We start from the raw sequence: 15,048 nt of genomic DNA on the forward strand, positions 1-15,048 counted from the left end.
ATCGTTGATAATGCTCGTATGGTTTCTCACCCCACGAGCCGAATGTTTATCCTGCCTTTTCTTGTCCAAGTTCCGCCTAGCCCCGTTCCCCAGGCGGCACCCCCGCCTGCGACAGAAATTGTTCAACCTCAAGAAGTGCGAGCATTGCCAGGACAGCTTGACCGCATTCCTGTTTTCAATAGCAACAGTCCTGAACTGGTTCAAACCGAGGGAATTCTGCTCTCGACTTTTCCACCCCGCGGCAAACAGCAGCCTGCTGCCCACCTCAATTTTCCTTTTAACGGGGTCTTTGACCTCTTTGCTCACCATGTTTTCAAGGCGATCGACCCTGATTTTAGCAGCCTTTATCTAGGCATTATTGTCTACAATCCAGGCGATCGCCCTGTTACGCTCAGTTTGCTTCAAGCTGCCAGCTACCTCAGCCAACCCGATGCGCCTTTTATTCCACTAGCTGCCCAAATCGATAATTCTCAGGGTGACGTTTACGCTGGGCCCGGCAGCCGAGCCATGAGCGATGTTTTGCGCGGCAGACGGCAAGATATTTTCCCAGCCAAACTGACGATCGCGCCTCAGTCGTACCAGATGTTAATGAACTTTCCCATCCCTGTTGCCAGCCTCGATCCACCGCTGAATGGTCGGTCTACCCTCTTGCGTTTACAAAGTGATGGACAGGTTCATTTGGCAAGTTTGGCGCTCCTGGCACGCAAAAACGCAGACGGCAGCGATCGATCGCCCACCCTAGAAGAATGGCAATCGCTTCTTGAAAACGGCGGCTTATCAAGTGGTCGCGATCGCGTGCCCACTCCCCTTGACCAGGCTGCCACCCGTCCCATCATTTACGGGCGCGTTGCAGGGGTTGCCCAGGGCGCTCGATGGCAAGCCCAAGTCACGGACAGTCCTACTGCAACGAGACTGACCATCCCTGCTGCTGGAAAAGCCTTTTCTTATGGGCTCAGTACTCTCATGGGCGGCAGGCTGGGCACCGAGCAAGTCCAAAGCGCCCCCATGCTCGTGCGATATCCCGACACGGCATATCAGGCGCACGGTAACTACGGCATTGAGTACAATCTGGCGCTACCGTTGCACAATTCCACCCAGCAAGCCCAGACTGTGACTGTTGCCCTGCAAACTCCCATTAAAGAAGACGAACTGAGTACGGATGGGCTGCGTTTTTTTGATCCGTTGCCGACCTCAACCTTCTTTCGGGGCACGGTGCGAGTTAGCTATCGAGATGACCAGGGGTTGCCCCGTACTCGCTATGTCCATTTGGTGCAGCGGCGAGGTCAGCCTGGAGAGGCGTTGGTGACGCTGAAAATGGCAGGGGGCGATCGCCGCCTCGTTCAATTCAGGCTGATGTATCCACCCGATGCTACGCCGCCTCAAGTATTAACAGTCCGTACCCTCGCCGAATAGCGCTGTCACGCTCCATTCTTTTAGCCTCTATTTAGCCATCTATCCGAGTCGTTGCCCTATGAACCTGCCTACCTGGATTACTGTTTCTCGCCTCCTCGGGGTGCCCTTCCTCCTCTACTTCTTGCATCAGCCAACGCCTCAAAGCCGCTGGATCAGCCTGGTAATTTTTGTGGTTGCGGCGGGCACCGACTGGCTAGATGGATACTTAGCTCGACGATTGAACCAGGTAACCGACCTGGGCAAGTTTCTAGACCCGTTGGTAGATAAGCTGCTGGTGTTAGCGCCGTTGCTCATGTTAATTGAATTAGGGCAGATTCCGGCTTGGGGTGTCTTTTTAATTTTGGGACGCGAGTTGGCGATCGCCGGATGGCGCGTTAATCAAACCACAATTTCGGGAGCCAACATTTGGGGCAAGCTCAAAACCGTTAGCCAAATTGCCGCGATCGCACTCTTAATTGCGCCGCTGCCGACCGTTTGGCGATCGCCCTCCCTTCTAGCTTTTTGGCTATCTGTAGCTCTAACCTTAATATCGGGCGGCATTTATTTAATTCCCCAAAGCGAAAGATCCTCCTAAAACGCTTGAGATCTCCTAACTTTCAGTTCCTTTAAACCGCTTTCCTCAACCTCACGCTCTCCACCTAGCCCGCTTGCAGTCACCACTCGGAAAATACCGAAGTCTGCAAGCGGGCTTCATATTGCTTTTATATAAAGGTGCTGAAATCACCGATCTCAACGATAAAAACCATACATTACTTTTAAGTAAGTAAAGTTCCTGTATAGCTCATATCAATTGCAGATGAAGATGCAGTCAAGAGCTATTGCTCATAAAGCTCAACCTATTCAAGCATTACCACCTCTCTCGGAATAGTGATTCACGCAGGCAATTTTGCATAAATTGCCATTTTCTAGCGAACTATTCCTTTGGCTAAAGTGATTTTTTTTACTCAACAGCGATCGCAGTGCCATACGCCTGCAATTTTCTGCTGCTCACAAATCCTTAGAGAATTGCACATCATGGTTACAAACAACGTTCAAGAATTCGTTCAAGAAAAAATTCAAGAGATCGTTCAAGAACCTGTTTCAGGACGTTCTTTAGGCATTGGTTTAAATGGCATTTCTGACTTCTCAACCGAGCTTCCGTTTATCGATATTTTTCAATCTTCTCGCGTTTGGTTTCCCCAAAGCGAAGCCAAATGGGATTCAGGAGAAACCCTAGATCTGGACTCATCAGGCTGGGTGCGATCTCTACCCAGCAACAGCGTTGCCAGCACGCTGATGATGCGCGACATGCCCAACATCTATCGCCCAGGGCGTTACGTTGTTTCCTACGAAGGTACAGGCACGATTGAATATGGATTCGATGCTAAAAAAATAGACAGTGAATCTCTCATCGGAAGCGACGTAATCCAGGTTGATCAGGCGAGTGCCAATGGGATTTATCTCAAAATTACATCTACCGATCCTCGCAACACCGGAGACTACATTCGCAACATTCACGTTTACCACGAAGACGATTTGCCTTTGGTTGAACTGGGTGTGAAATTTAATCCAGAATTTACCCAAAAAGTGAAAGACTTTGGCACCTTGCGCTTTATGGATTGGATGAACACTAACGGTTCGCCCCAAAAAGACTGGGCAGATCGGGCGACGCTGGACGACTCGACTTGGGCAAGAAAAGGTGCTCCGTTGGAAGGGATGGTGGCACTTGCAAATGAGACAGGCACATCCCCTTGGTTCACCATGCCTCACCAAGCGACCGATGACTACATCGCCAATTTTGCAGCCTACGTCCGTGATCATCTCGATCCTAAGTTGAAAGCATATGTTGAGTATTCCAATGAAGTTTGGAACTGGCAATTCCCTCAAGCCCATTACGCCGTAGAGCAAGCCAAAGCCAAGTGGGGCGATCGCTTGGTGGGGCATGGGGGCTGGATGCAATGGTACGGAATGCGCAGCGCCCAAACGGCAGACATTTGGAAATCGACCTTTGGCGCAGAAAAGGATCGGGTTGTTGCGATCGTGACGACTCAAACCGCCTGGAAAGGACTGGAAGACCCCATCTTGAATACGCCATCTTGGGTTGCCGAAGGACATGAACCTGCCTGGAAATCATTTGACGCCTACTCTGTTAGCGGGTACTTTGGCGGCAACTTGGGGAGCGCCGAAAATACTGCAACTGTCAAATCTTGGCTCGCTGATGCTGATGGCGGTTTTGGTAAAGCATTTCAGCAGCTTAATGTCGGGGGTCTTCTTCCTGGAGATAATCAATATTCGGTTGCCGATTCCATCAATAGCTTTCAATATCATGCAGAGGTTGCACAGCGACACGGGTTAGACATGGTTGCTTACGAAGGCGGACAACATTTGGTAGGAGTCGGAGGCGTTGAGAATGATCAAGAATTGGCAAATTTTTTAGTAGAACTCAACCGCCGTCCCGAAATGCAGGATCTTTACACCAAGCTTCTGGACGGTTGGAAGCAATCTGGAGGAACGCTGTTTAACCATTTTGTGGATGCATCCACTGCTGGAAAATGGGGAAGCTGGGGTTCATTAGAAAGCATCACTCAAGTGACTTCGCCTAAGTATGCAGCTTTAACTAACTTTATTGCCAAAAACGATCGATGGTGGAACGAACCTACCTCATCTACTCGAATAGGTTTGCATCAGCGAGGAACATTTCAAAATGACCGATTGCAAGGTGAGAAGTATGACGACACTCTCATCGGCAAATCTGGAGATGATGAGCTTGCTGGAGGAAGGGGAGACGATCGCCTCCATGGTGGAGATGGCAACGATACCCTCATCGGTGACGCAGGTGATGATATTCTCATTGGCGGATTTGGAGCCGATAGTTTAACCGGTGGCGAAGGTGCAGATCGATTTGTCTACAGCAACCTAAGAGCCTCGCTAAGCAATGCTCCTGATGTGATTACGGATTTTGATTTAAGCCAAGGCGATCGCCTTCAACTCCGTAGTTTAACCATGCCCAAAGCTCTCATTAGCGCAGGTCTACAGCAAGACAATACCCTGACTGAGGCAGCCTCCTCCGCCTATACCAACTTTTCATTAGGAGCCGATTCTGCCCTACTGTTCAGTTGGGGTAGCAAAACCTATCTCTCCGTCAACAACCAAGACCCTGGTTTCTCTGCCCCCCAGGATTTGGTCTTAGAGATAGCAGGTTCCGTCGAAATACCTATCGGCACTCTGAAGGTCAATGACTACTTTGCCTAAACAATGCAGTGGATAGGTTTCTAGCTATAGATTAAACAAGTGGCAAAAAAAGGAGGGATTGAGCACTGCTCGATCCCTCCCTTTTCTTTCTAATAATGACTCATTCTAATAACGACCAATCCTCTTAAGAGTTAAGTTGATTACCACGCTTGTATTGGAAATAGGCAGCCACAAACAAGCCTGCCAACGTTACTGGAATCAAACCTAAGACAATGCCCACTAGCAATGGTTCTACCACGACTGATCTCTCCTTGATTTAAGGTCAAACATTTTAGCAAGTTTTTAGAGTTTACCTTGCCGCTATGCTCCTATCATCTCTTATTGCGATCGAATTTGGAATACCTTCTTACTCCAATTGAGGCAGAGAAGCAAGCGCAATCGAAAAACTTGTAAAAGATCAACCTAAATTGTTGCCTAAGTTGCTGAAAAAGAATAAATTATGCTGAGTTTTGATAATAAATAGGTTACATTTCTCATATAGTGTTGCCTGCCACAGTGCCTCCTTTATAACTTTGCATACTCAAGAACTGTTGAATAAACCCCTTACTCACACCAGCACAGATCTCCAAAAAGCTGCGATAACGACATTGGCAGTGCTACTAGTGGTGTTGATCTCCGTGTTCGGTGTTTACCAGTTTCGGCGCGCCGATCCCTATATTCAAAGCGTCTTGTCCTTGTCGGGCGACCCGGTGCAAGGACAGGTTATTTTTCAGCTTAATTGTGCCGTCTGTCATGGCATAGAGGGTCAAGGGTTAGTGGGCCCTAATCTTTACCATGTTGCCTCTCGCAAGTCGCAGGTAGGACTCATTGAACAGGTTATTAGCGGTAAAACACCTCCCATGCCGCAGTTTCAGCCTAGCCCCGAAACCATGGCAGATCTGCTGAAATACCTGGAGAACCTATAGCAGCCATAAAAAACCGACTTTGCCCCAAGATGGAGGAAAGTCGGCAAAGGTGCTCTTCAAACTGAACTGAATCCAGAGGAATAGATTCAAGTGATGGCTCACTCTAACTCAGCCAAGTTCAGAAATCGGGGAGAAATCGGGGAGAAATCGGGGAGTGACTGATTCGCGTATGTTGGGGAAATGGGCGCTGAGCAGATTCATGCTTTCGTTCAGCAATTCTGCAATTCGATTCCATAAAGGTTTCAATTTCAGGATGAGTTGCATTTTGGGTAATTTTGGACAACCCTATAGGTATTCCTTCAAGCGATATCCCAATCCATGCACTGTCTCAACAAAATCTTCTGGAGAACCTGCTGCTTTCAGTTTGTTGCGTAAACTTTTAATGTGGGTCTTAACTGTTTCTTCCGTTGGTTGGCTTTCCACCGACCAAATGCGCTCAATCATCCCAGCACGACTTAATACCCGACGACCATTAGACACTAATAACTCTAATAGAGCGTATTCTTTGGGTGTAAGCTGAAGCCCAACTTCGTCATAGGTCACTTCGTAAGTACTAGAGTTAAGTCGTAGCTTGCCCCAGGCTAGGCTAGTTGTCATGCTTTGACCCCGGCGCAGTAGCGCACGAATTCTTGCCATTAATTCCTGTAAATCAAACGGCTTCACGACATAATCATCGGCTCCGGCATCTAGTCCGTTAATCTTATCGGTTACGGTATCTCGGGCAGTCAGCATCAGAACGGGCAGGGTAAAGTTCCGATCGCGCAATCGCCGACAAAAGCCAATTCCGTCTAACTTTGGCAATGTCACATCTAGCACGACCAGGTTGTATTGCCCCACTTCAATGCAACTCCAAGCTGCCTCACCATCACCTACGACATCAACGGTATACTGGCGATCGCTCAGTGCCTCGTTCAATACCTCTGCTAGGTACAAATCATCTTCAACCACTAAAATCCGCATGGTCTACAATCTCCTATGAAGCGATCGCCTGAAAAAAAATGGCTCATTTTGGGGCTGGGGGTTATAGCTTTAGTGATGGGCTGGATTAGTTGGATGGCATATCAAAGTTCAGAGCGCTTGCTTGAGAGTACTAACAAATCACAGCAAACCCATGAAATTATCAAGAACCTAATTAATGTTTATGCCACCATGTCGATCGCCGAATCGGGGCGGCGAGGCTATGTATTTTTAGGCGATCAGAAGGAGCTATATCGCTATCAAGCCGCAATTCGAGAACTTGATCCAGGGATGGAAACATTGCAAAAGAGTTTGAGCGATCGCTTAGAACAATTAAAACGATTAGAAGCGCTGGAGATACTTCTTAATCAAAGAATAAGCTTGCTTCAGCAATCTATTCAACTTTACCAAACCGAAGCCAAAGTCACGCCTCGACAAGTTCAGATAACAGAGCAAAGTATTAAGCTCCGAGACAAGATTCAGTTAGTGATTGCAGCAATGCAGCAAACTGAAGAACTTTCGTTAGAGCAATGGGTAGACCAATCTCGAACGAGGATTAGGCAGGAACTAGGGGTTAGCCTTTTGGTAATTTCTTCTAGTTTTGGAATATTGGCGATCGCCTCTTTTTTACTCTATCACCAGTTTGTTAAACGACAGCAAGCCGAGGCACTTCAAGCAAAATTAATGGGTGAGAAGGAAGTGAGCGAAGCCAAACTAAAATTCTTTTCAATGGTTTCCCACGAGTTTAGAACCCCGTTAAGCGTTGTCCTAGCCTCATCACAATTACTGACTCAAGGCAGCCAAACTTGGTCAGAAGAGCGAAAGTACAAAACCCTTTATCGCATTCAATCTTCTGCCAAATTAATGACTCGGTTACTTACTGATATTTTAGCTTTGACAAGAGCTGAAGCAGGCAAGCTAGAGTGTCATCCCGAAGATTTAGATTTAGAAGCTTTTTGCCTTAACCTTGTGGAAGAAAAACAACTGAGTTCAACACGTTCTTCCATTCATTTTTTTAGCTCAGGACAAACCCATCCGGTGCGTCTTGATGCAAACTTGCTGTATTCAATTCTGAACAATTTGTTAGAGAATGCAATAAAATATTCACCCCCCAATCAGCCCGTCTTGTTAAGTTCAACTCTTGAGCCAGAAACGGTTGTCTTTAAAGTGCAAGACCATGGAATTGGCATTGCATTGGAAGAACAACAGAAAATTTATGAGTTGTTTTATCGGGGACAAAATTCTGGAGCGATCGCTGGAACGGGTTTAGGCTTGGCAGTGGTCAAGAAATGTGTAGAACTTCACCACGGCAAGATTTTCGTTACTAGTGAATTGGGTCAAGGCACAACATTTACAGTTCAAATTCCACTGACGGTTGCCGATCTACAGGTTAATCTGGGAAGAAACCAAGCGCTTCTATGAATAAGAAATCTGCCATCATTCTATCCCTGATACTGCTTGTAACTCCCTGGATGTTAGTTGGGATGGCTTCAAAAGTTGCTTCAGAACAGGGTTGTAGGCTCAATGAAGCCCAAGCCTATCCCTGCAACGTGGCTGGACATGATGTTGGTGAGGCGCTTTACACCATGAGTATGATGGGATGGCTAGGGGTGATGACGTTTGTGCCCAGCTTTGCAGGATTAGTCATTGCCTTATCTATGAAAGATCAATCTAGAGATAACGTCCGTTAGCTTAGTTAGCCTATGCCATCATTTATCGCTGATGCCATTTCTGCCCTCTCCTCTGCTTACAGCGGCTGGATCTTTTGGAATCTTTTCCTGGCATTTATTCCCCTCGTTCTTAGCTTTTTACTATTTCGGCGCAAAAATGTGTCAAAGTCCTGGTTGGGATGGTTCAGCGGCATTGCTGTAATCATTGGGCTAATTGGTTTTTTGCCTAAGCTGCCTCGTGTTCTGGGTAAAGCGATAGGGTTATTGCAAAGTGCTATCAATGGAGACAGTTCGGCTCTTATGGGCGTGCTTTGGTTAATCGCGATCGCCCTCATTGCTCTGGTCTTGAGCCTGATTCTTTTCAAACGAAAGCAAAATCTCCGATCGCTAGGCTGGTGGCTAGGATTAGCGGTATTTATTGCATTTCTTCCCAATGCTCCCTATCTCCTGACCGACATCATTCATTTAATTCGCGCAACTAGCTCGGGTCAAATTTCGCCTTGGGCGATTGCCCTAGTCGTCATTCCAATTCATGTCGCTGCAATTTTACTAGGTATGGAGGCTTACGTCATTTCCCTCATGAACCAGGGCTATTACCTCAAACATCACGGAGCCAAGCAATACATTTTTTTGGGGGAAATCATTGTTCATGCCCTCTGCGCTGTTGGGGTTTACCTGGGGCGATTTGCTCGCTTAAACAGTTGGCAGTTGGTCACCGACCCCAGCAATGTTCTACTGACTGCCTTTGACACGTTAACGGCAAAGCGTCCAGCAGTGGTCATGGTTGTGACGTTTATGGGGCTAACAGTTCTCTACTGGCTCATGAAACAACTAACCATCGGCATCAGGCTGCGGTGGCAGACGGCACAAAGGGGAGATGACGGCTTAGATTAAGAGGCATCCGCTGACTGAGGCATTAACTCTGGTGTGATGAAGAGAGCAAGAGGAGATTCCTGGTTCTTTTCAAGGTGATGGGCAAGACGCTCGATCGCCCGATCCATCAGCGCTAACCCTTGTTCTAGCGTTTCTACTACTGCCAGTTGTCCCCGCAGATCCGAGGCACCCATGAAGCCTTTGGCATACCAAGTCATGTGTTTCCGGGCTTGACGAATGCCGCGATCGCCCTTGTATGCCCACAGCATTTCCAAATGTTCCCTTGCACACTGAAGCCGTTCGATCGGTGTTGGCGGCAGGCGCAGTTCTCCAGTTTTCAGGAAGTGATCCACCTCACCCACTAAAAATGGATAGCCCAAAGTCCCCCGTGAACACATCACGCCATCTGCCTGAGTCTCCTCCAAGCATCGTACCGCCGCCTCCACTGAAAAAATATCACCATTGGCGATGACTGGAATAGATAGGACTTCCTTCACCCTAGCAATCCACTCCCACCGAGCCGTCCCATTGTAGCCCTGAGCGCGAGTGCGACCATGAAGCGTCAGCATTTGTGCCCCAGCATCTTGCATTCGTTGAGCAAACTCAACAGCGTTGATTTCCTGATCTGACCAGCCAATGCGAGTTTTAACCGTGACGGGCACATCCACCGCCTTAACGACCGATCGCACGATCGCTTCAGCCAGTTCTGGTTGCCGTAACAAAGAAGACCCGCCACCATTTTTAGTAATTTTATTGACTGGGCAGCCCATATTAATGTCTACGGTATCTGCGCCCTCATCCACAGCCCGCTGGGCTGCTTCTGCCAAAAAGTCGGGGCGACAATCAAAAAGCTGAATGCTGATGGGGCGCTCGTGGGGGTCAATCTCCATGAGCTTAGGGAGTTCTTTAACATAGTGCAAGCCCGTGGCATTGACCATTTCGGTATACATCATAGAATCCGGTGCGTAGCGGCGCACTAGCCTTCTAAACACCAGGTCGGTCACTCCCGACAACGGCGACTGCAAAACGCGACTCTTGACCTCTATCTGCCCAATTTTGAGCGGGGTAGAAAGTCGGGCTTGAAGGCTAGGCGAAGGAGAAACCATGAGCGTGTCAAGAATTCTAGAATGTTCTCATTGTATCGTGGGGCTGAGTTAGGGAATGGCAGTCTAAAAGGAAGGAGCCTAAGAGGTTGTCTGAGAAGTCTAGGTTGCTATCCAATCCGCCCCCTAAATCCCCCATTTTGGGGGACTTTGAAGAAGGAGTGGCTCGGAAGTCCTACCCCAAAATGGGGGGTTGGGGGGCGAGTGTAAGAATCTTTGATACTTCTCAGACATCCTCTAAGAAAGGGCGGCAGGGCGATCGCCTTCCTCTGCCAGTTGTGCCCATTCTCTTCGAGCCATTTGACAGTCAAACTGAATTTGAGCTTTGAGGTCATCTAAGGAGGCAAACTTTTGTTCAGGGCGAAGAAAGTTTTCTAGTTCAACCGTCAGCGTTTGCCCGTAAAGGTCGCCTGACCAGTTCAGCAAATGAACCTCAACGGTTGGCTTAGGCGGTCCTTGCCCTGCAACTGTAGGACGATCGCCAATATTCATAACCCCTAAGCTCTCTACAGTCGAGGCTTTTACCCTCACTCGGTAAACCCCTTTCTGCGGCAAAAATTTCTCTTCAGGAAGCTCCAGGTTGGCAGTCGGAAAGCCAATCGTTCTGCCCAGTTGCCGACCAGGTACCACTTTGCCAACGAGGGTATAAGGTCTACCCAAAAGCTGGATGACTTGACGCGGTTTCCCCTGTTCGAGAGCATGGCGAATCGCCGAACTGCTAACGCGATCGCCCGCAGCCGTGTACAGCGGGGCAATACTGACCGTCACATTATATTGAGCCGCGATCGCCTTCAGATCATCCGTCGTTCCCGCTCGACATTTGCCAAACCGAAAGTTTTGCCCCACGCTAACCTGCCTGACCTGAAGTTGTTGCACCAAAATCTTTTCAACAAATTCTTGGGGTGTAAGGTTCGCAAGGGCCTCATCAAACGGTAGTAGTACCAGCTGCTCTATGCCCAAGCTTTCAAGATGCTGCACTTTTTCATCTAGCGGAGTGAGCAAAGTGCGGCATTGCCCCGTGAAAAATTCCTGGGGATGAGGACTAAAAGTGACAACGGTAGGAAATACCTTTTCTGAGCCAGGTCGTGAAAACTTACTATCTAACAAAATGGGCTGAATGACTTGTCGATGCCCTCGATGGATGCCATCAAAGTTACCCAGGGCAACGAGTGTTGGTGTTTTTGCAATGGTGAGAGAAGAGATTATCCACACGCTTTACATTCTGACATAAAAGGAACGTTTGGCTAACACCATTTCACTTAACCGAACGTTGTCGTTAATACGTCAGGTGCTAAACCATCAGTTAATAATCTATCAGGTGCTAAACTATCAGTCGCCAGTACATCAACTTCCAATCCTTCCCACGCAATCAGGCTATTGGGATAGGCGCTCACCACATTATCTTTAATACGATCCATAAAGTCGTCGTCATGCAGCGGATCATGGTGAAAAATTACGAGCTTTTTGACATTGGCAGATTTTGCGAGCTTAACGGCTTCTTGCCAAGTGGAGTGACCCCAGCCGACTTTGCTAGTTCTTTGGCAGTGGTATTCTTCATCGGTGTAGGTGGAATCGTAGATCAACACATCAGCATCTTGTGCCAAACGAACGACGTTTTCATCACAGCGATCGGGATAATGCTCGGTATCGGTCACGTATGCTGCTGCATGCCCCCGCCAGTTAACCCGATAGCCGATCGCCTCTCCAGGATGGTTAAGCAACGCACTTTCGACCAGTACCTCCTCGCCGACCGTAACCGAGTCGCCAATGGCTAAGTCAAAAAATTTCAGGTCAGCCCCCATAATTTGCAGCGGCACCGGAAAATTAGGGTGAAGCATTTGGTCGTTGAGGCGTTGCTCAATGGTGGAGCCGTTAGGGGCGATCGCCCCATAAATGCTGAAGTGATTGCCCTTGACGAATGCTGGAATAAAGAACGGAAAACCTTGAATGTGATCCCAATGGGAATGGGTGAAAAACAGGTGGGCTTCTACTGGAAGCTGTCGCATCAGGGATTGTCCTAACACTCGCAGTCCCGTTCCACCATCAAAAATCAAGCGGTTGCCCCCCACACACATTTCGACACAGGACGTATTGCCGCCATAGCGCACCGTACTGTGCCCCGGACAGGCAATACTGCCCCGGACTCCCCAAAAACGAACTGTGAATTGGTCTTCAACGTTAGACATGTGCAATTCTCGACAGTTTCCACAAAACCCAAACAAACTGAAATTAATGAACTGAAAGCTCCTTAAATCTGAGCCTGATTTAACTCAGTGAAGAGATTTAACCTAAATTAGAGTTAGCCCAAATTAAACAAGCATTTTTCTAGGTATACAACTTTCCTCTCAGATCGTTATCGATCTTTAACAAAAAGCTTGTACTTAACTATTCCCCTCATTTGAGGGCAAAGCCTCAAGGATAAGCAGGAACTTTAAGAAACTAAAGGAGCGATCGGCAAGTTCCAGGTTTTTAGACAAAACAGCCCTGAAACGCAGGTCATGTTGTACTGCAGTGGCGTAATCGTAATATAGTTCTGCCGAATTGCTTGCACATCAGTAGGAGCGTTCTTAAACCACTCCATGTCAGATTGCGGTGTTTTTAGCCCAGGTAGGGCTGTGGGGTCGAGGGCATGGTCAAACACTTCTTCCAAAACCTCCCCAGCTAGCCAGTAGTAGGTTTTCCCCCTCGGATCAACTCGTTTCTCGAACTGGTCAAAATAGCGTCGCACGCCTTGGCGCGTCATCATCGCTCCCGCAATTTTATCGGGCGGAACCGGGGGAACGTTGACATTGAGGAGGGTTGGCTGGGGCAGAGGAGATTCGGCAAGACGCGCGACTAGCACTTGGGCAAAGTCGGCAGCGGGCTGAAAAGCTTGGTGGGTAAAGCTGGTAAGACTCAGGGCAATGCTAGGGATGCCTTCAATGACTCCTTCCATTGCTGCTGAGACGGTGCCGGAATAGAGGACATCAGTGCCCAAGTTAGCACCGTGATTGATGCCTGACAGTACCATATCGGGGGGGGCCTCAAGCAATGCGCCCAGAGCCAGTTTGATGCAATCGGCAGGAGTTCCCGAAGATGCCCAAGCTTTGATAGAGGGATGAAAGACGGATTCAACGAGTTCTGCCCGGATGGGGTCATGAATAGTCAGCCCATGCCCAGTGGCTGAGCGTTCGCGATCGGGGCAAACAACCGTCACTTGGTGTCCTGCGGCTGCGAGGGTGTTGGCTAGGGTGCGAATGCCGAGGGCGAACACGCCATCGTCGTTACTAATTAAAAGGTTCATGGGTGGAGAGGAAATGGTCTTCGGTTGGGATCTTAACTGTAGACTGTTAGGGATATCCTTAAAGTCTTACGTGACACCCCACTCCAGGCAATGACTACACAGCTTAATGATCTTGAAACGCAATTGGTAGTGCTGAAACAAGAAGCGCAACGAGCGATCGCTACCACCACTACTCTCGACGACCTTGAGCAATTGCGCATCAAGTATTTGGGTAAAAAGGGCAGTTTGTCTCAAGTTTTGGGCGGCATGGGGCGGCTAGATGCTTCAGAGCGTCCTCGCATTGGTGCCTCTGCCAACGAGGTCAAAGAGATCATTCAGGCAGAACTTGATCAGAAGAAAGCCACACTGCGATCGGCACAAATCGAAGCCAAACTGCTCTCAGAAACCCTTGATGTCACAATGCCAGGGGTGTTTCATCCCCAAGGTCGTGCCCATCCGCTCACTAGCACCATCGAGCGAGCGCTAGATGTCTTTGTGGGTCTGGGTTACACGGTGGCAGAAGGACCCGAAATGGAGACAGATTACTATAATTTTGAGGCATTAAACACCCCTGCAGATCATCCCGCGCGCGATATGCAGGATACATTTTATCTCTCAGATGGTAATCTGTTGCGGACGCACACTTCTTCCGTGCAGATTCGCTACATGGAGAACAACGAGCCGCCCATCCGGGTTGCTGCTCCAGGGCGCGTTTATCGTCGGGATACCGTTGATGCGACCCATTCGGCAGTGTTCCATCAAATTGAGATTTTGGCAGTGGATGAGGGGCTAACTTTTACTGATCTGCGCGGCACCATCAAGATTTTTTTAGAAGCAATGTTTGGGGACTTGCCGATTCGCTTTCGACCTAGCTTCTTTCCGTTCACCGAGCCTTCTGCTGAGGTCGATGTGCAGTGGCGAGGGCGCTGGCTGGAGGTTTTGGGCTGCGGCATGGTTGACCCAAACGTACTCAAATCAGTTGGCTATGACCCAGAAATTTATACTGGGTTTGCGGCTGGCTTTGGAGTCGAACGGTTTGCTATGGTGCTGCACCAGATGGACGATATTCGTCGGTTATATAACAGTGACCTGCGCTTCTTGCGGCAGTTTTAAGAAAGTTGGCGTGGCAGTTCTAGGAAAGCTGGCTTTGATATTCGGGCTTAAGAATGGAGAAAATGGCGAAGGACTCGAAGTGCTCGCCTTTTTTAACGCACTCTCTCAGGATTCCCTCTAACCGAAAGCCCACCGATTCATAAACGTGCCACGCCCGATGATTGTAATCTTTGACATCTAACCAAAGGCGATGGGTATTCCAGTCTTCAAAAGCGAGTTTCTGTAGAAGCTTCAGAGTTGCTTTGCCATAGCCCTTGCCTTTTTGGGTGATAACCAGGCGCTGAATACAGAGGACTTGATTCGGATCGGTGAGCCCATAAAGAATTGTGTATCCAATCGCGCCCTCAGCTTCGATGATGAAGTGAAGGGCATCGGGGTCGGCGATCGCTTCTTCATGCTGTTGGCGTGTCCATTGAGAAACAAAATCTCGGTTATCGGAATGGTTCTCAGCGGCTAGGACAAAATCGAGATCTTCAGATGTAGTGGGGCGGAGAACACTTGACATAATGATAGATAAGGAG

Annotated in this window: 15 protein-coding genes; 8 read left to right on the forward strand and 7 right to left on the reverse strand. The window is 48.6% G+C overall.

Translation table 11 applies throughout. From position 1 onward, the window contains the following. The first annotated feature begins 42 nt into the window (after window positions 1–42). From KME11_18265 to KME11_18275, 3 genes are all read left to right on the forward strand, one after another. The gene (locus tag KME11_18265; protein MBW4517155.1) at window positions 43–1,413 is read left to right on the forward strand and encodes a DUF3370 domain-containing protein; all 1,371 of its coding nucleotides are present in this window, start codon (window positions 43–45) and stop codon (window positions 1,411–1,413) included. A gap of 58 nt (window positions 1,414–1,471) precedes the next feature. Then, window positions 1,472–1,987, forward strand: a complete 516-nt coding sequence (gene pgsA, locus KME11_18270; protein MBW4517156.1) for a CDP-diacylglycerol--glycerol-3-phosphate 3-phosphatidyltransferase — start codon at window positions 1,472–1,474, stop codon at window positions 1,985–1,987. Between the two features lie 347 nt (window positions 1,988–2,334). Further along, window positions 2,335–4,644: a hypothetical protein gene (locus KME11_18275; protein MBW4517157.1), complete on the forward strand. Its 2,310-nt coding sequence runs from the start codon at window positions 2,335–2,337 to the stop codon at window positions 4,642–4,644. A 124-nt stretch (window positions 4,645–4,768) separates the two neighbouring features. Here the strand turns inward: KME11_18275 and petG are convergent, their stop codons facing one another. Next, window positions 4,769–4,882, reverse strand: coding sequence for a cytochrome b6-f complex subunit PetG (petG, locus tag KME11_18280; protein ID MBW4517158.1), 114 nt, complete (start codon window positions 4,880–4,882; stop codon window positions 4,769–4,771). A 349-nt stretch (window positions 4,883–5,231) separates the two neighbouring features. On the opposite strand from petG, the gene KME11_18285 reads away from it, so the two are divergent. Continuing rightward, entirely contained in the window at window positions 5,232–5,549 is a 318-nt protein-coding gene (locus tag KME11_18285; GenBank protein ID MBW4517159.1) for a cytochrome c, read from the forward strand. 285 nt (window positions 5,550–5,834) lie between these two features. Here the strand turns inward: KME11_18285 and KME11_18290 are convergent, their stop codons facing one another. Continuing rightward, a complete protein-coding gene (locus KME11_18290; GenBank protein ID MBW4517160.1) occupies window positions 5,835–6,509 on the reverse strand; it encodes a response regulator transcription factor in 675 nt (224 codons plus the stop codon). A 15-nt stretch (window positions 6,510–6,524) separates the two neighbouring features. On the opposite strand from KME11_18290, the gene KME11_18295 reads away from it, so the two are divergent. Genes KME11_18295 through KME11_18305 form a run of 3 tightly spaced genes read left to right on the forward strand, consistent with a single transcriptional unit; the run spans window position 6,525 to window position 9,070 of the window. After that, window positions 6,525–7,928 (forward strand): CHASE3 domain-containing protein, encoded by a 1,404-nt coding sequence (locus KME11_18295; protein ID MBW4517161.1) that lies wholly within the window; start codon window positions 6,525–6,527, stop codon window positions 7,926–7,928. Then, complete coding sequence (locus tag KME11_18300; GenBank protein MBW4517162.1) at window positions 7,925–8,197, forward strand: hypothetical protein; 273 nt, start codon at window positions 7,925–7,927, stop codon at window positions 8,195–8,197. The genes KME11_18295 and KME11_18300 overlap by 4 nt, the downstream gene beginning before the upstream one ends. A gap of 12 nt (window positions 8,198–8,209) precedes the next feature. After that, complete coding sequence (locus KME11_18305) at window positions 8,210–9,070, forward strand: DUF1361 domain-containing protein (protein MBW4517163.1); 861 nt, start codon at window positions 8,210–8,212, stop codon at window positions 9,068–9,070. Here KME11_18305 and dusB read toward each other — a convergent pair. The 4 genes from dusB to surE form a co-directional block, all read right to left on the reverse strand. Further along, on the reverse strand, window positions 9,067–10,155 hold the full coding sequence (dusB, locus tag KME11_18310; protein MBW4517164.1) for a tRNA dihydrouridine synthase DusB: 1,089 nt from the start codon (window positions 10,153–10,155) through the stop codon (window positions 9,067–9,069). The genes KME11_18305 and dusB overlap by 4 nt on opposite strands. Before the next feature lie 234 nt (window positions 10,156–10,389). Next, a complete protein-coding gene (locus tag KME11_18315) occupies window positions 10,390–11,364 on the reverse strand; it encodes a bifunctional riboflavin kinase/FAD synthetase (GenBank protein MBW4517165.1) in 975 nt (324 codons plus the stop codon). Window positions 11,365–11,411: 47 nt separating this feature from the next. Beyond that, on the reverse strand, window positions 11,412–12,338 hold the full coding sequence (locus KME11_18320; GenBank protein ID MBW4517166.1) for an MBL fold metallo-hydrolase: 927 nt from the start codon (window positions 12,336–12,338) through the stop codon (window positions 11,412–11,414). A 245-nt stretch (window positions 12,339–12,583) separates the two neighbouring features. Then, window positions 12,584–13,435, reverse strand: coding sequence for a 5'/3'-nucleotidase SurE (gene surE / locus KME11_18325; GenBank protein MBW4517167.1), 852 nt, complete (start codon window positions 13,433–13,435; stop codon window positions 12,584–12,586). A gap of 90 nt (window positions 13,436–13,525) precedes the next feature. Here surE and pheS point away from each other — a divergent pair, with 90 nt between their 5' ends. Then, window positions 13,526–14,527 (forward strand): phenylalanine--tRNA ligase subunit alpha, encoded by a 1,002-nt coding sequence (gene pheS / locus KME11_18330; GenBank protein ID MBW4517168.1) that lies wholly within the window; start codon window positions 13,526–13,528, stop codon window positions 14,525–14,527. Between the two features lie 19 nt (window positions 14,528–14,546). On the opposite strand, the gene KME11_18335 is transcribed toward pheS, so the two are convergent. Further along, window positions 14,547–15,032, reverse strand: coding sequence for a GNAT family N-acetyltransferase (locus KME11_18335; protein MBW4517169.1), 486 nt, complete (start codon window positions 15,030–15,032; stop codon window positions 14,547–14,549). Window positions 15,033–15,048: the final 16 nt, after the last annotated feature.

The organism is Timaviella obliquedivisa GSE-PSE-MK23-08B, assembly GCA_019358855.1.
GTDB classification, from domain to species: Bacteria; Cyanobacteriota; Cyanobacteriia; order Elainellales; family Elainellaceae; genus Timaviella; species Timaviella obliquedivisa.